Consider the following 23,033-nt stretch of genomic DNA (forward strand, 5'->3'; position numbering starts at 1 on the left):
GGGGTGTGTTCATAGCAGCACGCGGCTCCAGAAACGGGACATCAGAGAGGGATCGCGCAACGCTTCCAGTCGCTCCCAGTCGGGGTACGCCCGACGAAAGTCCGCGCCGCTCATATGGGCATCCTTGGCCGGATACAAGCGGCCTCCCGCAGCCCGAACGATGTCATCCAGGCGCGGGAATACAACGTCTTCCAGGTGTTCGCTCTGGGGGAAATCCAGCGCCAGCGAGGTGCCCGGCATCGGGAACGACAGCAAGCCCGGCGAGCGTACGTCGCCGCAGCGCTTGAGCACCGCGAGAAACGAGCCCTGCCCCGCATCGGCGATGGCGCGCAACAACTCACCCATTGCCGCTTCGGCGTTGGCGGTGGGAATCACGCATTGATACTGCTGAAACCCCCGGCGACCGTAGATGCGGTTCCAGTGCAGGATGCGATCCAACGGGTAGAAAAACGGTTCGTAGGCGCTGCGCCCTGGTGTGCGCTTGCTTGGATGCACGCGCCAATACAGGTTGTTGAAGGCGCTCAGGGACAGCTTGTTGATCAGCGACACCGGCGGCGTGACCGGGATGCTCAATTTGGCGCGAGACTCGGTAGCCAGCGACCCGTACTGCGCGTGATCGCCGACGATGAACACCCCGCGCCCGGTTTCGGCGCCTTTGGCCAGGCAATCGACCCAGGCGACGCTGTACTCGTGTTTGTCGTCCAGTTCATCCGAGAGCGCGAAGAATTCGGCGAGGTTGGCGAAGCGCACGGTGGTGGTGTCGATCTGGCTGGCGCGGATCGGCATCAATTGGATTTGCGCCCAATGAATGATCCCGGTCAGCCCCAGACCGCCAATGCTGGCTGCGAATAATGACGCGTTGACGCTGGGAGAACAGACCATCTCCGGCTGGCCATGGCGCAGCAGACCGAAGCTGCGCACGTGACGGCCAAAGGTGCCGCGCACGTGGTGATTCTTGCCGTGTACGTCGTTGGCGATGGCGCCGCCGACGGTGGCGAATTGGGTGCCGGGGGTGACCGGGAGAAACCAGCCGTGGGGAATCGCGACGCTCAGGACTTCGGCGAGGGTGATACCCGTTTCGACCTTGAGCACGCCGTTGTCCCAGTCGGCCTCGATCAGCCGGTCCAGCGAGCGCATGTGCAGCACCTGATCGCTGGCCGCGAGGCAACTGTCGCCGTAGCTGCGGCCATTGCCATAAGGCAGGCTGCTGCGGTGATCATCGATCACCCGGTCGAGGTGCGCGGGCAGGTCGTCGAGCCAGACACAGCTGTGACCCCGTTGCGGACTCTGGGGGAAACGGCCCCAGGAATACAGGGGTGTGCTCATGCGGCGATCCAGAACATCAACAGGAAAATTGCGCCGATCAACTGGCTGGTGCGGTCGCGGATGGCGAACACCACCGGGTCTTCGTTCATCTGCCCGCGATGGGTCAGCATCCACACGCGGGTGACCCAGAACAGCAGCAGCGGGCACGCCAGCCAGATCACGTGAGGCGTGACGTACAGCGCGGTGGTCTTGGCGTCCTGGATGTACAGCGCCAGGACCATCACCGCCAGGTAGCCGGACGACGCGCCGAGGGAGGCGATCATGTCCAGGTCGCCGGGGTAATAGCCGCGTCCTCGGGCGAAGGTGTTCACTTCCCGAGCGCGGGCGTCGCGCAGCTCGGCGTAACGCTTGACCATCGCCAGGCTCAGAAAGATGAACATCGAGAACGCCAGGATCCAGAAGGTCAACGTCAGGTTGAACGCGGCAACCCCGGCGATGATGCGTGCGGTGTAAAGCATTGCCAGCGCGATCACGTCCCAGGCCATCAGCCGTTTCAGCTTCAGCGAGTAGGCCAGCGTGAGGCCGTAATACGCGGCCATGACCGCCGAGAACTGCCAGGGCAACAACAGCAACGCGGCGCCGAAGGCGGTGAGCAATAGCGTCGGGACGAGAATCAACCCGGCCTTGATCGACAGCCGCCCGCTGGCGAACGGGCGGTTGCATTTGCTCTTGTGGTGGCGGTCGTCGCACAGGTCCAGCAGGTCATTGAGGATGTAGACGCTGGAGGCGCACAGGCCGAAACAGAAGAAGGCGAAGACCCCGTCGCGCATCAGGTCGAATTGCGCCAGGCGGTGGGACGCCAGCAGTGGCACGAAGATAAGGGCGTTTTTCAGCCACTGGTGCATGCGCAGCGCCTTGCGCCAATCCCGCAGGCTGGCGGTGTTGGTGCGAATCGTCGGTTCGACTTGGGTCATGGCCTCGACGCGGGACTCAACCCCTGAATCCGGGTTTACCACATAGGCTTGGCGGGAGACTTTCCAGATCGGCAAATCATCTTTCGAGTTGCCGATGTAATCGAAGCCGCCTTCACCGTAGTGCGCAACTAAGAGGTCACGTTTGTTATTGCCGGACAAGTTGCGATTGGCATTGGACGCTAATACCAGATCAAACAGTTGAAGGTGTTCGGCAATCTTCTCCGCCAGACTGACATGGCTCGCCGTGGCCAATACGATCATCCGTCCCTTGGCTCTTTCGGCCTGGATCATTTCAATGATCTGGGGATCGTACGGTAATACGGATACATCGATTTCCGTCCCCAGCGCCAAGCCTTCCTTGAGCGCCGCCTTGCCTTTGAGCAACCACCGAAGGAGGCTGAACGCCTTGAGTGGCGTACCTCTGACAAAGGCCATGGCCGTTTCCATCAGCAGATCGGAACGTAACAATGTGCCGTCCAGATCAACGACCAGCGGGGGAAACGTTTCCTGAACTCTTCCCTGAATTCTTGCCATGTTCGGGTGCTCCTTTGGGGATCAGCCCGACTATAAACAAAAATGTTTTCTCGAAACTTCATTTAAATTAAAGGGTCTCGCGCGGTGCGACGAGTGTCTGACGTCAGAATAAAACAGCGATTTAAATCGGCACTATGCAGTGCAAATGTCTCAAGGGTGAAACAGCGCGCGGCGATTAATTGGCGACCAACTAATGACGTACGCCCGGGCGGTTGCGTGGGTGAAATCGTGCGAATTGGCCCTGGCGGCGCTTCGGGCCAGTGTCATAATGACAACGTTTTTTCGGCGCTTAACCGTGTTCTGGAGTTCTATGACCCACCCCTTGCTGCTGGCCCTCGTGCCCCTTGTGGCGGACTTGTCCCGCGATTTGCCAGACCAGGAACGTTATCGGCGGCTGTTGCGCTCGCTGCGACAGTTGCTGCCCTGTGATGCCGTCGCGTTGCTCCGGCTTGAGGAGGACGTGCTGGTGCCGTTGTCGGTCGAGGGATTGAGCCCTGACACCCTGGGCCGCCGCTTTCGGCTTGGCGAGCACCCGCGGCTGGACATCATCGTGCAAAACCGCGAGCCCACGCGCTTTTCCACCGACTGTGACTTGCCGGACCCCTACGACGGTCTGGTAGACGGCGTGCATGGGGACCTCGAAGTGCACGATTGCCTCGGCTGTCCGCTGTACGTGCAGGACACGTTATGGGGCGTCATCACGCTGGACTCGCTGGACCCGGCGCGTTTCGGCAGCGCTGATCTACGTGATCTGCAAGCGTTTGCCAGCCTCGCTGCGGCGACGGTCATGGCCAGCGAACGCATGAGCCTGCTGGCCCGCAGCGTCGAAGATCAGCGGCAACTGGCTGAAGTCTACAAACGCGCTGCGGGAGGGCGCGGGCCCCGAGAGTTGATTGGGCAAAGTGCGGTGCATCGCCGCTTGCAGCAGGAAATCCAGCTGGTGGGCAACAGCCCGCTGACGGTGTTGATCACTGGGGAAACCGGGGTCGGCAAGGAGCTGGTGGCCGAAGCCATTCACCTGCAATCGCCTCGTGCCCAGAAGCCGCTGATCAGCCTCAATTGCGCCGCGCTCCCTGAGTTACTGGTGGAAAGCGAACTGTTTGGCCACGTCAAAGGCGCGTTTTCGGGGGCCATCAGTGGGCGCAGCGGCAAGTTCGAACTGGCCGACGGGGGCTCGATCTTCCTCGACGAAGTAGGGGAGTTGCCGCTGCCGGTGCAATCCAAGTTGCTGCGGGTGTTGCAGAGCGGGCAATTGCAGCGGGTGGGGTCCGATCAGGAGCATCGCGTGGACGTGCGCATCATCGCCGCGACTAATCGTGATCTCGCGGAGGAGGTGCGCGCCGGGCGTTTCCGGGCTGACCTCTATCACCGTCTGAGCGTGTACCCGTTGGTGGTGCCGCCCTTGCGCGAGCGAGGCCGGGATGTGTTGCTGCTCGCCGGGTATTTTCTGGAAGAGAACCGCGCGCGGATGGGCTTGCGCAGCCTACGGATGAGTCCCGAGGCGCAAGGGGTGTTGCTGGGTTATTCATGGCCGGGCAACGTGCGCGAACTGGAGCACCTGATCAGCCGCGCTGTGCTGAAAGCGCTGTCGGCCCACAGCGAAAGGCCGCGCATTCTGACCATCGAGGCGCCCGCGCTGGGGCTGGAGGATGAATCGCCCGTCGCCCTCGGTACGCCATCGCTGCTCGCGGACGTGCACCCGGTGGTCAAGCCGGGCGAAGGGCTGAAAGAGGCGGTCGACGGGTTTCAGACGATGTTGATCAACGAGGCGTTGAGTCGGCACAACGGCAAATGGGCCGAGGTGGCGCGAGAGCTGAACCTGGACCGCGCCAACCTCAGTCGGTTGGCGAAGCGGTTGGGGATCAGGTGAGGCGGTAGGCCGTCGCATCAGACATCCTGGCCATCGCCGAAATTTGTGGGAGCAGCCGGAGGTTACGACGGCCGCGAAAGCAATGGTTCAGTGACTAATCCGTTGGCTGACACACCGCTTTCGCTGCCGTCGTAACCTCCGGCGTCTCCCACATGCAATGGCGGCGTGGCGGGAAGCCAGTGAACAGTGCGGCTCCCCCTCACCGATGCGCAATATCCTCCAGCGCCAGGTTCCGCGTTTTCGGCCCGAACGCGCCGATGGTGATGATCACGATCAGCATGCTGACGACGATGAAGGTCAACACCCCCGGCGTGCCGAAATGGTCGAGGAACAGGCCGATCAACAGGCTGCTGAACACCGTCGACAACCGACTGAACGAATAGCAGAACCCCACGGCGCGGGCGCGGATGTTGGTGGGGAACAGTTCGCTCTGGTACGAGTGATAGGCGAAGCTCAGCCACGCATTGCAGAACGTGATCATCACCCCGCAGACAATCAGCCCCACCGCCGTACTCTGTTGCGCGAAGAGGGTGCCGAAGATCATGGCCCCCAGCGCTGAGCCGACGATCTGCCACTTGTTCTCGAAACGGTTGGCGAACTTCACGAACAGCAGCGGCCCCAGCGGGTAGGCGAGGGTGATGATGAAGGCGTATGCCAGGCTGTGGGTGACGCTGACGCCTTGACCCGAGAGCAAGGCCGGCAGCCAGTTGCCGAAGCCGAAAAAGCCGATGGCCTGGAACACATGAAACACAATGAGCATCAGCGCGCGACGGCGGTAGGGCGGCTGCCAGATGTCAGCGAAACGGCCTTTGCCTTCGACGGCGACGTTGTGGGTTTCCGGGGCGTCCAGCGCCTGGCCATGGTCTTTCACGCAGCGCGCTTCAAGGTCGTCCATGATCTTCTCGGCCTCGGCAAATCGTCCGTGCTGCGCCAGCCAGCGCGGCGATTCCGGCAACCGTGAACGCAACCACCAGATGAACAGCGCGAACACCGCACTGGCGATCACCACCCAACGCCAGCCCGCAATGCCGAACGGGTCCTGCGGCACTAGCCACCAGGACATCAGTGCCACCGACGGCACCGACAGAAACTGCACAAAGAACGCAAAGGCGAACGCCGAACTGCGCATGCGCTTGGGCACCAGTTCCGAGAGGTAGGCGTCGATGGTCACCAGCTCGATGCCCAGGCCGATGCCCACCAGAAAACGCATGCAGATGATGCCCAGCGCTGAGGTCTGGATGCCCATCAGCACCGTGGCGACGGTGTACCAGATCAGCGCGAAGGTGAAGATTGCACGGCGGCCAAAGCGATCGGCAATCGGGCTCAGCAGGCTGGCGCCGAGAAACAGGCCGAGAAAGGTCGCCGAGGCGAAGGCGGCCTGGTCGGAAAAGCCAAACACACCTTGTGCGCCCGTGGCGAAGAGGCCGTCGCGAATCAGACCGGGGCTGATGTAGGCGGTCTGGAACAGGTCGTAGAGTTCGAAGAAGCCGCCGATGGACAGCAACGCCACCAGTTTCCAGATCGTTGAAACGGCAGGGAGGCGATCGATGCGCGCAGAAATCCGGGGGGCGCGAACGGGGTCGATGCCATCCATTAGGGTTTGGGCAGGGTCGGAGGAGGGCGAAAGCGAAGACATTATTGTTTTCCAGTTCCGTGGGACGACGCATGTTAGAGCTTTTGCAGAGATTCAAGACAAAATATTTCCCGGCGTTTAAGCTTCATGGCTGATCGCAATCACCCGCCGGACTCCCGTGAAATACAAACTCCCCACCACCGCCACCGCGCCGTTTTGCCCCTCTGCCGTGACCGACAGCGTCGCGATTCCGGCCAATGCTTCGTTCCTGCGCAAGCTGATGTTGTTCGTCGGGCCGGGCCTGCTGATCTCCATTGGCTACATGGACCCCGGCAATTGGGCGACGGCCATCGAAGCGGGGTCGCGTTTTGGGTACGCGCTGCTGTTCGTGGTGGTGCTGGCGAGCCTGTCAGGGATGGTGTTGCAGAACCTGTGTTCGCGGCTGGGGATCGCCACCGGGCGCGACTTGGCGCAGCTGTCGGCTGAACGCTACAGCCGTCGTGTGGGGATGGGGCAGTGGATTCTGGCCGAGCTGTCGATTCTCGCGACGGACCTGGCGGAAGTATTGGGCGCGGCGCTGGCCTTTCACTTGCTGCTCGGCGTGTCGATCACCACGGGCGTGGCGTTGACGGCGTTCGACACGGTGATTGTGCTGGCGTTGCAGGGCGCCAATTTTCGTCGTCTGGAAGCGATCATTCTGGGCCTGATCGCGACCATCGCTACGTGTTTTTTCATCGAGCTGGTGCTGATCAAACCCTTCTGGCCGGACGTCGTGGCAGGCCTCAAACCCTCGTGGGATGTGCTGAGCCAGCAAGAGCCGTTGTACATCGCCATCGGCATTCTGGGCGCGACCGTGATGCCCCATAACCTCTATTTGCATTCGTCAGTGGTGCAGACCCGGGTCAACGGCACCTCTGTCGAGAGCAAGGCCAGTGCGATTCGTTATGCGCGTGTCGACACCATCGCCTCCCTGAGCCTGGCGCTGGTGATCAACGCGGCGATCCTGATCCTTGCTGCGGCGGCCTTTCATGGCAACGGCCATTCCGACGTGGTGGAAATTCAGGACGCCTACCACCTGCTCGATCCGCTGGTGGGCGGCGCCCTGGCCAGCGTGCTGTTCGGGATTGCGCTGCTGGCGGCGGGACAGAGTTCGACGTTCACCGGGACCATCGCCGGTCAGGTGGTGCTGGAGGGTTTCCTCAACGCCAAGATCCCGTGCTGGCAACGCCGCCTGATCACCCGGGCGCTGGCGCTGATTCCGGCACTGGCCGGTGTGATCTGGTTCGGCGACGGGGCGGTGGGCAAGATGCTGGTGCTGAGCCAGGTCGTCCTCAGCCTGCAACTGCCGTTCGCGTTGTGGCCGCTGATCCGCTTCACCAGCGACAAACAGCTCATGGGACTGTTTGCCAATAACGCCGTGACCAAGGTGCTGACGTGGGGGCTGTTCGGCCTGATCTCGCTGGCGAACGTGATGTTGATGGTGTTTTGGGTGAGTTAAGAGAGGTCGTGGTCCGTCTCGGTAGTGAACCTTCGTTTGTGGGCATCCTCAGGTCCGCGATGATGCGTCGGTCCCATTTAGGCGGAACGAAGAAAATCCCGTGGGAGCCGCCGGAGGCACGACGGCCGCGAAGCGGTGGGTCAGGCAATGGACAGCCGTCGCCTGATCGATCGCCGTCGCTGCCGTCGTGCCTCCGGCGTCTCCCACGGGAACAGTGTTGAGCCTATGTTTATTGGCATCCTCAGGTCCGCGATGATGCGTCGGTCCCGTTTAGGCGGACCGGAGAAAATCCCGTGGGAGCCGCCGGAGGGACGACGGCCGCGAAGCGGTGGGTCAGGCAATGGACAGCCGTCGCCTGATCGATCGCCATCGCTGCCGTCGTCCCTCCGGCATCTCCCACAGGTTATGCGTCGCGCGATGGCTGGATGCTCAGCTCAACAAAATCCCTCGCGCCATCCCCGTCGCCGCAACCACGATAATCACCATCAACGCCGCTTCCATGTGGCTGATGCGGGCGAAACGCCGGGAGCGGGAGGTGTCGATGGGTTGCTGTTTTTTGAACGCGATGCGCCATTTGATCAGGGCGAACATCGGCACGACTTCCAGCGCCAGAATCGCCACGAAGGCCGTAATCTTCAGGTGAAACAACGGTTGGTGCAGGTAGTAGAACGAGCCCTTCTCCAGCCCGCCGAACGCACGAAAGGCGCCGGTGATCAGTAGAATCCCCGCTGACACCGCCCAGATGTTGTCGACCACGAACACGTCGCGAAAGGAACGGGGATCGTCCGTGCGCAATCTGCGCAGTGCGCGCCCTCTTGCCAGAACCGCCGCCAGCGCGAAACCGAACGCCAACAGATGCAACGCAGCCACTATCCACTTGACGACCATGGTGCTACTCCCCCGAGCGGTATCCGAAACAAGCCGATACACCTCAAGCGTAGCGGGTCGCGGCCATTATGCGCGGCAGGATTGATGAAACTGTTGTCAGTTCCGCAGCTTAGCGCTGTCCGGGGGGCGGGGAAGATGGCGCCTTGACGGGCGCCAACGAGGGCAAATCCGATGAAGCGAAGCGTCGAATCAATCCGAGGCTTGCAGGCCTTTCTGCTTCATGACCAGATTCTTTTCCTTCTTGTACTGCAACGCGACTTCCGGCGCCGGACCGCTCTTGCCGGTCTCCATCCACAGGCGCATACGGCTGGCGTCCGCGAAGTGGGTGAATTTGCCGAAGGCGTCCAGAATCACCACCGACACCTGACGGTTGGCCATGCTGGTCAGCAGCACCAGACAATGCCCGGCCTGGTTGGTGAAGCCGGTTTTGGTCAGCTTGATGTCCCAGTTGGACTTGCGCACCAAGTGATCCGTGTTGCTGAAACCCAAGGTGTAGTTGGGTTTGCGGAAACTCACGGTTTTCTCCTGGGTGGTGCTCAGCTCACGCAGTAATGGGTAGTTGCGCGCCGCCAGGGCCAGTTTGGTCAGGTCGCGGGCGGTGGACACGTTGAACACCGACAGACCGGTCGGCTCCATGTACACGGTGTGGCTCATGCCCAGTGCCTTGGCCTTGGCGTTCATGGCTTTGATGAACGCCGGATAGCCGCCCGGGTAGCTGTGTGCGAGGCTCGCCGCTGCGCGGTTTTCCGACGACATCAGGGTGATCAGCAGCATGTCGCGGCGGTTGAGTTCACTGCCCAGTTTCACGCGGGAAAACACGCCTTTCATTTCGGCGGTCTGGGAGATGTCGACCTTGACCATCTCGTCCATCGGCAACTTGGCGTCGAGGGTGACCATGGCGGTCATCAGTTTGGTGACCGAAGCAATCGGCACGATGACGTCGGGATTGCTGGAGTACAGGACCTGGCCGGTTTGCAGGTCGGTGATCATGGCGCTGCCGGAAGCCAGATGAAGATTGGCCGGGTCACGATTGAAAGCGGCGGGTTCGTTCGCAAGGGCACCGGTGGAAAGTGCCGAGCCTGTGAGCGCAAAAAACAGGCCGATGAGGGTTGTGCGAATGTTCAAGAGCGAAGCTCACTTAAAAAGAATGGAGAGGGCGTGGACAGTCGGACTTTTTTCAAGAGCGACAACAAGATGGGCGCATTTTAGGAGCATGTTTCTAACTATGTCGATGGCCGGCATAGGACGTTTTGGTATTAAAAACCCCTTGTATGGCGTCCGTTCAGGTTAAGGGCGGAAAAAACCTGTATTTGCGGTGGGCGCGTCGATATTCATGGCACGGCGGCCAGTCACGAATTAGCATTCGACGCCATTGATGTTTATTCCTCAAATGACCTAGGAGTTGTGCAATGCCCAAAGGGTTTATCAGCAAGGATTACGCGTCGTTGGTGTTCGGTGCGGCCATCGTTGCGGTGCTCTTGCTCGTCGCGGGCCTGTTCGTGCGACCGTCGGACTGGGCGGGCTGGATTCAGGCCATCGGCCTGATCGTCGGTCTGATGATGGCGATTGCGGTGCCTGCGATTCAGAAACGTCAGGACTTGGCGTTGCAGCGCAAGCAATTGCGGGATCGCGAAACCGGCTATGCGCGGCGGATGCAGTACCTGTGTGGCGAGCTCAATGAGCTGCTGGCGAAAATTACGGTGAACCTGGTGCATTTGCGGGCGGCGGATCGGCATCGTTTGCAGCGCACGCTTGAGGATTACCTGCACCGGCTGTTCGAGTCGCACAAGCTGGACCAGAACGACGACCGTGTGGTGATCGCTCATGAACTGCGGTTAGTGGCGAATGAGATGATCGAAGAACTGGAAAGTGGCCGTTCGGACCGGGTCGTCCTCGGGGCGTTGGAAAAACGGTTGCAGAAATTGGCACATCGCTGCCAGGTGAATGCGACCCAGGCTGAGCGGGTTTGATTCTGTTAAACAGGCGGATTCCGCCGGCGTCTACCGCGAAAAAAAAAGCCCGCATCTGGGATGCGGGCTAAAGGGAAGTGCGGAGCAACGCACGATTCAGGGAGTAACGAATTCAGTTCAGCTGTTGAGCTTGCGGGTTTCAAATTGCTGGGACAGGGCTTGGGCCGCAGGCAACGAGGGCAGAGGACCGCTGACCGGTTCGCCGTTCTGGACCAGGTACCAGCAGGCCAGCAAGCCGCGTTCGCGAAGCGATGCGGGAACTGCGCTGCCGACAACCGACATGATCTGAACCTTGGTCATAAGTGCCTCCATCAATCTATGGCGCTACTTTACGGCGCGATCCCGATCAGCAGAAATCACCGCTCTCGATAGTCGTCATTGATGAGTGACAGGTCAGTTTTTTTGCTGCCGGGGCAAAGGAATTGTGCATCCGTTCTCATCCGAAGCCTGTGACCCCTTCAGAATCGAGCGCCACGGTCGACACTCAGCAGAAACGAAAACCCCGCCGGTTAGGCGGGGTCTGGTATTCGGGAGGCTGCCGATCGAAGACCGGCAGTTTGGATTCAGGGCATCGCTGTTACCAGCGACCGCCACCGTGATAACCGTGGTAGTAGCCCGGTGGTGGGCCGTAGTAGCGTGGCGGACCGTAGTAGCGTGGGCCATAAACGACGGGACGCTCAACCACGTAGGCCGGTTGATAGTAAACAGGCGGTGGCGGCGGTGCGTAGTACACCGGCGCTGGCGCTGCATACACCGGAGCCGGTGCCGCGTAGACAGGGCCGGAAGCCACGGCTGCACCCACCACGCCGCCGACGACTGCGCCGATCACTGCCGCTCCACCCCAGCCTGGGCCGCCGCCATGGGCTTCAGCCTGACCTGCGAGGGCGAGGGCACCTAACAACAAGGCAACCTTGGGGATGTGACGAATCATGACTGTTCCTCGGTGTTCAGTCCCGTTGTCGCGAGCCTGCGTTACGCTCAGGCACTGCCACGGGATAACTGATCAGACAGCGACTTTCGGGAAATCTGCGAAGCCGCTGCGTAAATTTTGTGTAAGGTATTCGGTGACTTTGATGACAATTGCTTCGGTTAATGCCGCAAGCAACTGAATTCTACGCTTTTCTCAGGGCGTAAACGCATACCGTTCGGGAGATTTCATGTTAGTGACTGCAAGCAAGGAAACGCTGTTATGTATGTCCCTCGCCGGGCGCCCCGGCAACTTTGGGGTGCGGTTTCATAACTATCTGTATCAACTGTTGGGCCTCAACTTTTATTACAAGGCCTTTTCCCCGACTGACTTGCCAGCCGCCATCGCGGGCATGCGCTCCCTGGGCATTCGCGGGTGTGGTGTGTCGATGCCGTTCAAGGAGGCCAGCATTCCGTTGATCGATGAGATGGACCCCTCGGCGGCGGCGATTCAATCGATAAACACCATCGTCAATACCGACGGACATCTGAAGGCTTACAACACCGATTACATTGCCGTCGCTCAGTTGGTGGATACCCATGCCGTGCCACGTACCCGGTTTGCTTTGCGCGGCAGCGGTGGCATGGCGAAAGCCGTAGCCTGCGCGATGCGGGATGCCGGTTTTACCGATGGCCTGATCGTGGCGCGCAATGAACAGGCGGGCAGGGCGCTGGCGAAGACCTGCGGGTTTGAATGGCAAGCGGACTTGGGCAGCGAGCGGCCGCCCTTGTTGGTCAATGTGACGCCCTTGGGGATGGCCGGGGATCAGGCGGATGCCTTGGCCTTCGAGAAAGCGGCCATTGAAGCCGCCGACACCGCGTTCGACGTCGTCGCCACCCCGGCCCGTACGCCTTTTATCGTCGCGGCGGAAAAAGCGGGCAAGCGTTTGATCACAGGGGATGAAGTCGCCGCGATTCAAGCGCTGGAGCAGTTCGTGCTCTACACCGGCGTCCGCCCCACCGATGAGCAATATCAAGCCGCGGCGACTTTTGCTCGCGGCTGACGCGTACAGCCAACACATGGGTGTCGCCTGATAAGCCTTTCGCGAATAAATTCGCTCCCACAGGAATCCGTGCGCATCGAGATGTTGGGTCTGACGCAGCTCAACTGTGGGAGCGAATTCATTCGCGATGCGGCGGACCAGGCGACAGAGACAGATCGCTCAGACAATCAAGTCGCGGCTGTCTGTAGCCGTTCAACCTCCAGCTTCGCCAGCCGCTCTTCCAGCTCGTTAATCCGCGCTTCTAGCGCTTCGACCCGTTCCGCCAGCGCCGAGCTGCCGCCACTGGAACGCTCCAGCGGAGTCTGCCGCGCTGCAAGAATGGCCTCCATGTCTGCCGGATCCCCCAGCGCGTGCATGTAACGGTCTTCCCGTTGCCCGGCCTGTTTCGGGATCAGCACCGCCAGCCCGCGACCGATCAGGCGCTCCAGTTGATGGATCACCGCGTCGGTGTCTTCAAAATCGTGCATGCGGTTGCTGCGCGTCAGCAGTTCGTTGACGGTTTGCGGGCCGCGCAGTAGCAACAAGCCGGTGAGGATGACCTGCGCCGGAACCAGCTCCAGCGTCTTGTCAGCCCGGTGTTCCCAGCGGTCGGCGCGGCTGCCCATCACCAGGCGTGTCAATTGCAGGCTTTCCAGCGCCCGCAGGCTTTGGCCGACCTGACCGGGCGTCAGGTTCATCACCGGCTCGCGGCTGGTCTTCTGGTTGCAGGCCAGGACCAGTGCGTTGAGGGTCAAGGGGTAGGTTTCAGGGTTGGTCGCCTGCTTCTCGATCAGGCAGCCCAAAATACGCACTTCGGTGCTGTTCAGCTGCAGCGTGTCTGCGTCGTCGCGACCGTTATCGGAATCCAGCTCGGTGGACATGGCCCGTTCCCTGTGTGTTGAAAAGGCTATGAGGGTAGGGGGTGGATGAGGTAAAAGACAAGCCGCGTTCGCATGTCACTCATGCCTCCTCAATGCGACTCACTCCATCAGGAACTGTCATGACCATTTCTCTGTACGCCGCTTCGATTCCTGTCTTCAAGCAAATGCTCACCGCGCTGAGCGCCGTGCTGGCCAAGGGTGAAGCCCACGCCACCGCGAAAAACATCCAGCCAGACGCACTGCTGCAGGCGCGTCTGTTCCCGGACATGTTCCAACTGGTCCGTCAGGTGCAGATCGCCGTCGACTTCGCCAAGGGCGCGAGCGCGCGTCTGTCGGGCATCGAGCCGCCGAAGTACGAAGACACCGAAGTCACCTTCGCCGACCTGCAAGCCCTGTTGACCAAAGTGCTGGCCTTCATCGACACCGTCACCCCTGAACAGGTCGACGGTCACGAAGAGCGCGAAATCGTGTTGCGCCCAGGCACCGACAAAGAGAAGCGCATGAGCACTCAGAAATACCTGCTGCACTACTCGCTGCCTCAGTTCTTCTTCCACGTCACCACCGCGTACGACCTGCTGCGTCACAACGGTGTGGAAGTGGGCAAGCGCGACTACATGGGCACCTACTGATACAGCCCGTCAGCCTGCGCTGAACCTCTGAATCCGGCCGCCGTCCGATCTGTTCGGGCGGCGGTTTTGTTTTTGTGCGCCGGTCGACCGACCCTGGCGCCGATGTCTGGTACCCTCCGCGCTTCGCACTACGTCATTCCGATTGGCCACTCCGCAAGGACTGGTCTCTTGGTCGTTTTTGGAGATTTCATGTTTTTCCCTATTTACCTGTTGTCGGCCGCTGGCTTTACCGTGCTGACCACAGAGTTCGTCATCGTCGGCCTGTTGCCTGCCATCGCCCGCGACCTGGCCGTGACGATCCCGCAAGCCGGTCTCCTGGTGACCCTGTTCGCCTTCACCGTGGCCTGCTTTGGCCCATTCCTGACCGCGTATTTTTCGCGCTTCGAGCGCAAGCGTCTGTTCATTTCGGTGCTGATCATGTTCGGCGTCGCCAATGTGGTCGCGGCGTTCGCGCCGAATATCTGGGTGATGGCCGTAGCCCGGCTGATTCCGGCGCTCGGGTTGCCGGTGTTCTGGGCGCTGGCCAGTGAAACGGCGGTCGATATCGTCGGCCCCGATCACGCAGGACGGGCGATCGCCAAAATCGGCTTCGGTATCGTCTGCGCCACGGTGTTCGGGATTCCCGTGGGCACGCTGATTTCCGACGGGTTCGGCTGGCGCGCCGCGTTCGTGGTGCTGGCGGTGATGGCCTTCGCCAAGGCGTTGCTGCTGTTTATTTACCTGCCGAAGAGCATGCACAAGGATCAAGCGTCGTTCAGCAGCCAGTTTCGCATCTTGCGCAGCCCCATCATGCAGGGCCACGTGCTGCTCTCGGTGCTGGTCTTCAGCGGCATGTTCACGGCCTACACGTACCTGGCCGACATGCTGGAACGCCTGGCCGGGTTCAACGGCACCGTGGTGGGATGGTGCCTCATGGGCTTCGGCGCCGTGGGCCTGCTGGGCAACTCGCTAGGTGGCCGCCTGGTGGACCGGCATCCGCTGATCGCCAGCCTGACGTTCTGCACGTTCATGATTGGCGGGATGGTGATGGTGGCGCCGAGCATGCATTCGCTGCCTGCCCTGGCGTTGGCCCTCGCAGTCTGGGGCGTGACGCAGGCGGCGTTGTTCCTGGTCAGCCATGTCCGCTTGATGAAAGCCGCCCCGGAAGCCCCGGCATTTGCCGCGTCGCTGAACATTGCCGGGGCGAATCTGGGGATCGGTATCGGTGCCATCGTCGGTGGACGGGTGATCGACCACCTCGGTCTGGCCAACCTCGGGTTCGCCGCCGCCGGGATTATCCTGCTGTCGATTCTGCTGGCCCTGCTGCTGATGACCTTCAAGCCGCGCCCCGTCGGCTGCAACGCTTAGTCGGTGAACAACTGGCGTCGCGCGCCTTCGGTGATGGCGACGATGCCGGGGTGCTTGACCTTGCGCTCGACCGAGATCGCGTAAAACGACTCGGTCACCGCATCGGTCTGGCCGATCAGTTCGACGTCGTACTGAGCCATCACTTCATCGGCGATCACGCTCGGTGCGATGAAGATGCCACTGCCGGACTTGCCAAACGCCTTCATGAGCGCGCTGTCATCGAACTCGCCGACGATCCTCGGCTGCACGTTCTGTTCGGCGAACCAGCGCATCAATCGGCTTCGCACCACGGTCTGCTGGCCGGGAATCAACAGCGGCGCGCCCTGCATGCCGTGGGGGAAATCCTGGCCGTAGGTGCGCGCCAAGGCAGCCGTGGCGAAGAAGCTCACCCCGCATTCCCCCAGTTTCTGGCTGTAGCCCTTGATGTCCAGATGCGAAGGCATGGGGCTGTCGGAAATCACCAGATCCAGCCGCTGAATGGCGAGGTCGGCCAGCAGGCGTTCCAGTTGGTCTTCTCGGCAGGTGATGCGAATCGGCTCGCTCAATTCCATCGTCGGAGCGATCAGCCGGTAAACGATGGATTTGGGCACCACGTCCGCGACACCGACCCGGAACAAAATCTGCTGCTCATCCGGTTGTGCCCGGAGCAATGCTTCCAGATCGCCCCCCAACTGAAACATCTGCTCGGCATAGGGCAGGGCGATGCGGCCCATCTCCGTCAGCTCCAACTGGCGTCCCACCCGCTTGAACAGCTCCACCCCGTAGGTTTGCTCCAACAGGCTAAGCTGACCACTGATGGTTTGCGGCGTGAGGTTCAGTTGCTCGCACGCACGCACGATGCTGCCAGTCTTGGCCACCACCCAGAAATAGTGCAACTGACGGTAATTGAGCATAGGTTTGCCTGTCTCTGACACTTCGTAAAAAGCGAAGTATACGCCTGATAAATACGAATTTTTCTGAAGTGTTTCAGTCCCTAGAATGCGGCCTTGTCTCATCAACGCGACCCAAATGGATACCGGCACATGGAATACCTTTTAGAACTGGCTGCAAGCCCCACCGCGTGGATCGCCCTGGCCACGCTGGTGGTCATGGAAATTGTCCTCGGCATCGACAACCTGATCTTTATCTCGATCCTGACCAACAAGCTGCCGGTTCATCAGCGCACGAAGGCGCGCCGCATCGGCATCAGCATGGCGCTGATTCTGCGGCTGGGCTTGCTCAGCACGGTGGCGTGGATCGTCCAGTTGACCGAGCCGGTCATTGATGTGTTCGGTCAGGTGTTCTCGTGGAAAGACATGATCCTCATCGCCGGTGGCTTGTTCCTGGTGTGGAAGGCGACCACCGAAATTCATCACAGCATGGACATCAAGACCGAGGAAGAGGCCGCGATTTCCAAAACCGTCGTGATGAGCATGGCGGCCGCCATCGGGCAGATCCTCATGCTGGACCTGGTGTTCTCTATCGACAGCATCGTCACCGCCGTCGGCATGACCGAGCATTTGCCGATCATGGTCATCGCTGTGATTGCCGCTGTAATCGTGATGCTGGTCGCGTCCGAGCCCTTGGCGAAGTTCATTAACGAAAACCCGACGGTGGTCATGCTGGCCCTGGGCTTCTTGATCATGATCGGCATGACGCTGATTGCCGAAGGTTTCGGCGCTCACGTACCGAAGGGCTATGTCTACACGGCGATGGCGTTCTCGGCGCTGATCGAAGTGCTGAACATGCTGGTGCGTCGTTCCCGGCAGCGTAAGCTCGACGCGCAAGCAGCGGCGGTTAAAAGCTAAAGGGCGGGCGTAATGAAAACGGTCGGGATGGGAACTCCATCACCGACCGTTTTTTTAGGCTTTTTTTTGTGATCCGATCAGATCGGATGGGCGTCAATGCGCCGTGGCATGACGGGGTTTGCGCGCATTCATGGGCGCGGATTTTGGGGTGGTTTCTGGGGTCCGATAATGCGGGTGATGACGACGGGAAATCCGCATCACCCCCCACAGCATGGCACCGGCCACAGCCAGCCAGGCAGCGATCAACATCACAATGGTCATTCCGAGGCTCATGTGTTCCTCCGGCTCTGCGCTCTTCGTTCTCTCAGTAATCGACAGTCTAGTACGTGGGTTGTTGCTGAAAATTGACCGATGGTAGGAATTCTGTGACCGATTTGTTCTATCCAGTTCCACCGACTGTGCAGAGAGGCTATACCCGGGCCCTCGGCGGCTCTATGATCGGCGTCCAGGCCGGGTTGCAGGTTGCCCCGGCACCTGACAAGTGAGTGAAGAATGTCTCGAATGGAAGTCTCTGGAAGCAAACGGATGTGGTGGGGCCTGGCGTTGACGTTGATGCTGGCGGGGTGTGCCGACCCTCACGCGTACAAGCCGGGTTATCCGCCGGTCTATAAAAGCCTGCCGGACCGGGTCGAGCTCAACTCGGTGCCGTTCTTCCGGGGCAAGTCTTACCAGAGCGGACCGTTCGCGTTGGCGAGCATGCTGAGCGTGCGCGGCGTGCAGACCACGCCTGGCTTGCTGGAAAAGCCGCTGAAGCTGCCGGCGTCGGAGAAAACCCTCGAACTGAGCATGACGAACGTGGCGCGCGAATACGGTTTCGTGGTGTACCCGGTCGATCATCAACTGCCTGATCTGCTGGCGCAGGTGTCCGCCGGTTATCCGGTCATGGTGCGGTTCAGCGAGGGCTCGTTCTGGTGGAAAGAGCAACGCTATGGCGTGCTTGTCGGGTTCAACCAGAACAAACGCAACATGCTGATCTACACCGGGCTGGGCCGCTTGACCGTGAGTTTCGACGAGTTCACTTCGGACTGGGACAACGCGGGCAACTGGGCGATTTTGGTGCAGGGGCCTCGTCAGTTGCCGTCCCCGGTGGATCGCGAACGTTGGCTCAAGGCTGCGAATGATCTCGCGCAGGCGGGGCAGGAGCAGGCGGCGGGTGAGGCGGTGAAGGCGTTGAATGCCGCGCATTGAGAATGCGGCCTACGCCAGCACGTCGATGATGGGCATTTTGGCTACAGGGTTCAGGTCGGGCGCAAGAAGCCCGGCGCAGCCCACCTGTGGGAGCGAATTCATTCGCGAATAGGCCCGTGCAGGCCACGCACCTCCAGCGCCTGAAAGATCTTTCGTCGGATTGCCGCCCAGAATGACTTCGCTTTCACAGTGGAAAACACGTCATAAAGGGGGCATCTCATCGCCCCCGAGACCTTTTGCCGCGTGGATTGATCAGAACCCCAGCTTGTCCCGCAAACTGTAATACCAGGCACCCAGCGCCGTCAGCGGCGTGCGCAGCAGCTGCCCGCCAGGGAAGGGGTAGTGCGGCAGTCCGGCGAACGCATCGAAGCGCTCCGCCTGCCCGCGCAGCGCTTCGGCCAGCACTTTGCCCGCCAAGTGGGTGTACGTCACCCCATGGCCGCTGCAACCCTGCGAGTAATAGATGTTGTCGCCCAGACGGCCGACTTGTGGTAGGCGCGACAGGGTCAGCAGGAAATTGCCGGTCCACGCGTAATCGATTTTCACGTCCTTCAGCTGCGGAAACGCTTTGAGCATTTTGGGACGGATGATGGATTCGATGTTCGCCGGGTCGCGCGCGCCATATACCACGCCGCCGCCGAAGATCAGGCGCTTGTCAGCGGAAAGACGGTAATAATCCAGCAGGTAATTGCAGTCTTCGACGCAGTAGTCTTGCGGCAACAGCGTGCTCGCAAGCTCCTCGCTCAGCGGCTCGGTCGTGATGACCTGCGTGCCGCACGGCATCGATTTCGCGGCCAGTTCCGGTACCAGATTGCCCAGATAAGCATTGCCCGCAACGATGATGAACTTCGCCCGCACCTTGCCTTGGGCGGTGTGCACCACCGGGCTGGCGCCACGATCGATCTTGATGGCGGCCGATTGCTCGTAAATCACGCCGCCCAGCGACTCGACGACCGCCGCTTCACCGAGTGCCAGGTTCAGCGGATGGATGTGGCCGCCGCTCATGTCCAGCATGCCGCCGATGTATTCATCGCAGGCCACCACTTCGCGGATGCGGCGTTGGTCCATCAGCTCCAGCTGGGTATGGCCATAGCGCTCCCAGAGTTTTTTCTGCGCCTCCAGATGACCCATTTGCTTAGGGGTGATGGCTGCGAACACACCGCCGTCTTTCAGGTCGCACTGAATCTGGTATTTGGCCACGCGTTCACGGATGATACGTCCGCCTTCAAACGCCATCTCGCCCATCAACTGCGCCTGTCTTGCACCGACCGTGCGCTCGATGACGTCGATGTCGCGGCTGTAACTGTTGACGATCTGGCCACCGTTCCGGCCCGACGCGCCGAAGCCTACCTTGGCCGCTTCCAGCACCGTGACCTTGAAGCCGTTCTCCAACAGGAATAGCGCGCTCGACAGCCCGGTATAACCGGCGCCGATCACGCACACATCCGTCTCCACCTCGCCTTGCAGCGACGGACGTTCAGGGGCGTGATTGGCGGACGCGGCGTAATAAGACTGAGGGTAAGCGGTGTTCGTCATCGAGTGGCCCTGTTTAATATTTTTTACGAATGGGGCGATCCTACCTGAGATAAATGGCGGTCACCAGCGGGAAAAAGGCCGTTGGGTGTCTTATATATGTGCCACTTGGCATGAGTGTTCTGCAAAAAACGATAGTTATCAGCCGGTTAGAAAAAATACCCCGTTGACAGGCTGTTGAATATCCGTAGAATGCCGCTCCACAGCAGGCACGTAGCTCAGTTGGTTAGAGCACCACCTTGACATGGTGGGGGTCGTTGGTTCGAGTCCAATCGCGCCTACCAGTTGTAAGCCCCGAAATACGCGGGCTGTAGAAGGGCGATCAGAAATGGTCGCCCTTTTTTTTGCAAAACTTTTGCAAAACCCCCACCCATATTTCGGGTAAGAGGTGCATTTCTGGCCCGGCCTGCGAGGGCAGAGGGCGAGTCCTGCACCTACCTCGACGTACTCGATTTCCTTGGTGCGATGTCCCACCTGGTATTCTTTCGTCATCTTCTCATCAGCGTGGCCCATGAGAGCCTGAACATGATCCGCGAGCGCGGCGCGCTGTCCGACATTCTCGTCGGCAACATCGCCGCCGCGATCGACAAGGTGTCGAACATCTGCGCAAGTCTGCCAGGTGCTGGTTATGGCAAGCACGAACACCGGCTAGAAGATTTGCTGGCGCGATATCAGGCGGCGGGCGGGATACTGGCCCCTTCGGTTTAATCGAATGCATCCATCCATCATTTCAGGTGATGAAAGAGTGAATTGTGGTGGGCGCGAGTTCTGCACCAAAAAAGATCGGCAGATACTCCATCGCCTGGCCATAGGCCAACCCTCTTTTCTTAATCTTGATGGAAAACCCCATGCTCGGTCGCACGTTCCCCCTAGCTGTTCTCATCAGTTTCGCCACTGCTTTTTCTTCGGCCTTCGCCGCTTCTAACGCTGCGCCAGATACCACCCTGACGGTACCCGTCAGTGCAATGCACTTCTATCAGAACAAAGAGGGGCTGACTATTGCGAATGGCTGGGGCGACCCAGCAACGGGAGAGCACAGTAACTTCATCAAAATGCCGGGTAATACGGCAAGCCCGCTGCATAGTCACAGTTTCAGCTATTACGGTGTTGTCATTAATGGCGTCGTTGCAAATGAGCCTGCCGTTAATTCACCAGACCATCCCTTGGCTGCCGGATCGTACTGGTATCAAAAAGGCGGCGAATCGCACGTCACCAAATGCATATCTCAGACAGAATGCCTGTTCTTCGTGACATCCAAAGGCGCGTTCGATTTCAGCAAAACTAAATGAGTGGCGTTGATCCAGGAGGTGATATGTCTAAATCCGACGATCATGGGCAAAACCCATTGTTCGAACCCATCCGGGTAGGTCCGTATCTGTTGCGTAATCGTATCGTCAAATCGCCAATGTCGCGCATGCGTGCCGCGCAAAACGATATGCCAACAACCCTCATGGCCGAGTATTACAGCCAGCGAGCAAGTGCCGGTCTGATCATCACTGAATCAGTGCAGATATCGCGTCAGGGCAAGGGTTATCGCAACTCTCCTGGCATTTATAACGACGAGCAGATGAGGGCTTGGAAAACCATCGCAGACGGCGTGCACGCGCGCGGCGCGGTGATCTTTATGCAATTGTGGCATTGCGGCAGGCTCTCTCACCCAGATCTACAGCTGAATGGTGGCCAACCTGTTGGTCCTTCAGCTATTCGGCCTAACGTAGAGGTCTACACCGACTCCGGCCCGCAAGCGGTGCCAGAGCCCCACGAAATGGACTCTGACGAAATCGCGCAGGTTGTTGATCAGTATTTTCAAGCTTCGCTACGGGCCAAGAAAGCCAACGTCGACGGCATTGAGGTCCATGCAGGGAATGGTTTCTTGCTGGATCAATTTCTTCGAGATGGCACCAATCGACGAACAGATCATTACGGAGGCTCTGTCGAAAACCGAGTTCGGCTTCTGATCGAGGTCGTGGAAGCGATCATCCCGATCTGGGGGGCCGATAGAATTGGTGTAAAGATGTCTCCGCTGTCGACCTACGGCGATATCCGTGACAGCAGCCCCGAAGCGCTGTACTCGCATCTGGTTAGTCGACTGAACGGGTATGGGCTGGCCTATCTGCATTTCGCGGAAGGGGAGTTGCTGTCCAGTCGAGATGTTCCGGGTTTGGATTTCGCTCGATTACGCAGGATGTTTCATGGCCCCGTCATTGGCAACAACTGTTACGACTTGGTCCAAGCCACCGAAGCACTGCAAAGTGGCAAAGTCGACATGATTGCCTTCGCTCGCTTATTCGCCGCCAACCCAGATCTCGTTGAGCGGTTTCGACTCGGTGCTGAATTAAATGAGCTTGACGTGACTACGTTGCAGTCCGGCGGAGCCAAAGGTTACACAGATTACCCAAAGCTGCTTTAGAACAGCTGTCGAAAACTGCGGATTCACTGTAATTATCCCGTATAAGGACTTGACCTTCATGTTCGAAGCAATGTTCAAATTCAAGCAGAAATCCAATCGTGAAGCACTTGAGGGCCTTGCCAAATCAGGTACTGAAATAAGCCAGCCTGATGGCCTTACTGCATTCCGATTCATGAACCACATAAATGTTGTAGATCAGATTTTCAAGGCGCATCTCACAAACACGCCCCATCCTTTTGAGGCCGCGAACACGCCGGAAACTCCAAGCCTCGATGAGCTTCGAGCGCGAATTACAGAGCTTGATGAGTGGTTCGTTGGTTACGCGTCGTCGATGACGACAGAGCAATTGAATGAGCCAATCGAATTTACTTTCACTGACGGCAAACAAGGTCGCATGTTGCGGGAAGAAATCCTGCTCCATGTTTTGGCTCACGGGATTTACCACCGAGGAGCCGTAGGATTGATCTTGCAACGGCAGGGTGCGATGCCGCCTCCCGAGACGTTTACACGGTACCTGCATGAGTTGGAGCCGTTCAGGCGAGACGCCGTTTGATAGATGGCCTGATACTGGCGAAAACTCAAACGTTCACACGTTAACCGAACACTTATTCAGGCCTGAAGAATTTGCAAAACCCCCTCGTAAGTTATTGATTCTTATGGAGTGAAAGGGGCGTTTTTGAAGGTGGCCGTTTAGGTGGTGATTTCCAATGAAATCAGCAAGTTAGATGTGATTTGC

General features: G+C 59.6%; 23 protein-coding genes and 1 tRNA gene. 13 read left to right on the forward strand and 11 right to left on the reverse strand.

All coding sequences use genetic code 11. The annotated features are described in order from the left end of the window. Positions 1–9: 9 nt before the first annotated feature. The gene (locus AAEO81_RS13150; protein ID WP_341964033.1) at positions 10–1,326 is read right to left on the reverse strand and encodes an FAD-binding oxidoreductase; all 1,317 of its coding nucleotides are present in this window, start codon (positions 1,324–1,326) and stop codon (positions 10–12) included. Next, positions 1,323–2,774, reverse strand: coding sequence for a UbiA family prenyltransferase (locus AAEO81_RS13155; protein ID WP_341964034.1), 1,452 nt, complete (start codon positions 2,772–2,774; stop codon positions 1,323–1,325). The genes AAEO81_RS13150 and AAEO81_RS13155 overlap by 4 nt, the downstream gene beginning before the upstream one ends. Before the next feature lie 310 nt (positions 2,775–3,084). Between AAEO81_RS13155 and norR the strand changes: the two genes are divergently transcribed. Further along, positions 3,085–4,644: a nitric oxide reductase transcriptional regulator NorR gene (gene norR, locus AAEO81_RS13160; RefSeq protein ID WP_341964035.1), complete on the forward strand. Its 1,560-nt coding sequence runs from the start codon at positions 3,085–3,087 to the stop codon at positions 4,642–4,644. Between the two features lie 199 nt (positions 4,645–4,843). On the opposite strand, the gene AAEO81_RS13165 is transcribed toward norR, so the two are convergent. Next, the gene (locus tag AAEO81_RS13165) at positions 4,844–6,280 is read right to left on the reverse strand and encodes an MFS transporter (protein ID WP_341964036.1); all 1,437 of its coding nucleotides are present in this window, start codon (positions 6,278–6,280) and stop codon (positions 4,844–4,846) included. A gap of 115 nt (positions 6,281–6,395) precedes the next feature. Between AAEO81_RS13165 and AAEO81_RS13170 the strand changes: the two genes are divergently transcribed. Further along, complete coding sequence (locus AAEO81_RS13170) at positions 6,396–7,715, forward strand: Nramp family divalent metal transporter (RefSeq protein ID WP_341964037.1); 1,320 nt, start codon at positions 6,396–6,398, stop codon at positions 7,713–7,715. Between the two features lie 429 nt (positions 7,716–8,144). Here AAEO81_RS13170 and AAEO81_RS13175 read toward each other — a convergent pair whose 3' ends face one another. Next, on the reverse strand, positions 8,145–8,603 hold the full coding sequence (locus tag AAEO81_RS13175; protein ID WP_341964038.1) for a DUF2214 family protein: 459 nt from the start codon (positions 8,601–8,603) through the stop codon (positions 8,145–8,147). A 189-nt stretch (positions 8,604–8,792) separates the two neighbouring features. Next, the gene (gene pbpG / locus AAEO81_RS13180) at positions 8,793–9,728 is read right to left on the reverse strand and encodes a D-alanyl-D-alanine endopeptidase (RefSeq protein ID WP_166595261.1); all 936 of its coding nucleotides are present in this window, start codon (positions 9,726–9,728) and stop codon (positions 8,793–8,795) included. A 284-nt stretch (positions 9,729–10,012) separates the two neighbouring features. Between pbpG and AAEO81_RS13185 the strand changes: the two genes are divergently transcribed. Further along, positions 10,013–10,573, forward strand: a complete 561-nt coding sequence (locus AAEO81_RS13185) for a hypothetical protein (protein WP_166595262.1) — start codon at positions 10,013–10,015, stop codon at positions 10,571–10,573. Positions 10,574–10,690: 117 nt separating this feature from the next. On the opposite strand, the gene AAEO81_RS13190 is transcribed toward AAEO81_RS13185, so the two are convergent. Together AAEO81_RS13190 and AAEO81_RS13195 are read right to left on the reverse strand one after the other, a co-directional pair. Next, positions 10,691–10,873 carry a hypothetical protein gene (locus AAEO81_RS13190; RefSeq protein WP_341964039.1) on the reverse strand — a complete coding sequence of 61 codons (183 nt, stop codon included), beginning with the start codon at positions 10,871–10,873 and terminating at the stop codon, positions 10,691–10,693. Positions 10,874–11,150: 277 nt separating this feature from the next. Beyond that, entirely contained in the window at positions 11,151–11,504 is a 354-nt protein-coding gene (locus tag AAEO81_RS13195; protein ID WP_341964040.1) for a hypothetical protein, read from the reverse strand. Between the two features lie 226 nt (positions 11,505–11,730). Here AAEO81_RS13195 and AAEO81_RS13200 point away from each other — a divergent pair, with 226 nt between their 5' ends. Beyond that, entirely contained in the window at positions 11,731–12,543 is an 813-nt protein-coding gene (locus AAEO81_RS13200; protein WP_341964041.1) for a shikimate 5-dehydrogenase, read from the forward strand. Positions 12,544–12,710: 167 nt separating this feature from the next. Here AAEO81_RS13200 and AAEO81_RS13205 read toward each other — a convergent pair whose 3' ends face one another. After that, positions 12,711–13,403 (reverse strand): DUF480 domain-containing protein, encoded by a 693-nt coding sequence (locus AAEO81_RS13205; protein WP_341964042.1) that lies wholly within the window; start codon positions 13,401–13,403, stop codon positions 12,711–12,713. Positions 13,404–13,522: 119 nt separating this feature from the next. Here AAEO81_RS13205 and AAEO81_RS13210 point away from each other — a divergent pair, with 119 nt between their 5' ends. Further along, positions 13,523–14,032 carry a DUF1993 domain-containing protein gene (locus tag AAEO81_RS13210; RefSeq protein ID WP_341964043.1) on the forward strand — a complete coding sequence of 170 codons (510 nt, stop codon included), beginning with the start codon at positions 13,523–13,525 and terminating at the stop codon, positions 14,030–14,032. Positions 14,033–14,221: 189 nt separating this feature from the next. Further along, a complete protein-coding gene (locus tag AAEO81_RS13215; RefSeq protein WP_341964044.1) occupies positions 14,222–15,379 on the forward strand; it encodes an MFS transporter in 1,158 nt (385 codons plus the stop codon). Here the strand turns inward: AAEO81_RS13215 and nhaR are convergent. Further along, positions 15,376–16,272 (reverse strand): transcriptional activator NhaR, encoded by an 897-nt coding sequence (nhaR, locus tag AAEO81_RS13220; RefSeq protein ID WP_341964045.1) that lies wholly within the window; start codon positions 16,270–16,272, stop codon positions 15,376–15,378. The two genes, AAEO81_RS13215 and nhaR, sit on opposite strands and share 4 nt — an antisense overlap. Before the next feature lie 129 nt (positions 16,273–16,401). On the opposite strand from nhaR, the gene AAEO81_RS13225 reads away from it, so the two are divergent. Beyond that, complete coding sequence (locus tag AAEO81_RS13225) at positions 16,402–17,166, forward strand: TerC family protein (RefSeq protein ID WP_341964046.1); 765 nt, start codon at positions 16,402–16,404, stop codon at positions 17,164–17,166. A gap of 93 nt (positions 17,167–17,259) precedes the next feature. Here AAEO81_RS13225 and AAEO81_RS13230 read toward each other — a convergent pair whose 3' ends face one another. Continuing rightward, entirely contained in the window at positions 17,260–17,439 is a 180-nt protein-coding gene (locus tag AAEO81_RS13230) for a hypothetical protein (protein WP_341964047.1), read from the reverse strand. 279 nt (positions 17,440–17,718) lie between these two features. Between AAEO81_RS13230 and AAEO81_RS13235 the strand changes: the two genes are divergently transcribed. After that, entirely contained in the window at positions 17,719–18,354 is a 636-nt protein-coding gene (locus AAEO81_RS13235) for a peptidase C39 family protein (RefSeq protein WP_341964530.1), read from the forward strand. 252 nt (positions 18,355–18,606) lie between these two features. Here the strand turns inward: AAEO81_RS13235 and AAEO81_RS13240 are convergent, their stop codons facing one another. Continuing rightward, on the reverse strand, positions 18,607–19,890 hold the full coding sequence (locus tag AAEO81_RS13240) for an FAD-binding oxidoreductase (protein ID WP_341964048.1): 1,284 nt from the start codon (positions 19,888–19,890) through the stop codon (positions 18,607–18,609). Between the two features lie 204 nt (positions 19,891–20,094). Here AAEO81_RS13240 and AAEO81_RS13245 point away from each other — a divergent pair. The 5 genes from AAEO81_RS13245 to AAEO81_RS13265 all read left to right on the forward strand — a co-directional run bounded on the left by AAEO81_RS13245 (position 20,095) and on the right by AAEO81_RS13265 (position 22,850). Beyond that, a tRNA-Val gene (locus AAEO81_RS13245) sits at positions 20,095–20,171 on the forward strand. Positions 20,172–20,352: 181 nt separating this feature from the next. Then, positions 20,353–20,595, forward strand: a complete 243-nt coding sequence (locus tag AAEO81_RS13250) for a hypothetical protein (protein ID WP_341964049.1) — start codon at positions 20,353–20,355, stop codon at positions 20,593–20,595. Between the two features lie 140 nt (positions 20,596–20,735). Beyond that, on the forward strand, positions 20,736–21,176 hold the full coding sequence (locus AAEO81_RS13255; protein ID WP_341964050.1) for a DUF4437 domain-containing protein: 441 nt from the start codon (positions 20,736–20,738) through the stop codon (positions 21,174–21,176). Between the two features lie 23 nt (positions 21,177–21,199). Further along, positions 21,200–22,297 (forward strand): alkene reductase, encoded by a 1,098-nt coding sequence (locus AAEO81_RS13260; RefSeq protein WP_341964051.1) that lies wholly within the window; start codon positions 21,200–21,202, stop codon positions 22,295–22,297. Positions 22,298–22,355: 58 nt separating this feature from the next. Continuing rightward, on the forward strand, positions 22,356–22,850 hold the full coding sequence (locus tag AAEO81_RS13265) for a DinB family protein (RefSeq protein ID WP_341964052.1): 495 nt from the start codon (positions 22,356–22,358) through the stop codon (positions 22,848–22,850). Positions 22,851–23,033 lie beyond the last annotated feature (183 nt).

The sequence above is a fragment of the Pseudomonas sp. RC10 genome (assembly GCF_038397775.1).
Lineage (GTDB): Bacteria > Pseudomonadota > Gammaproteobacteria > Pseudomonadales > Pseudomonadaceae > Aquipseudomonas > Aquipseudomonas bambusae.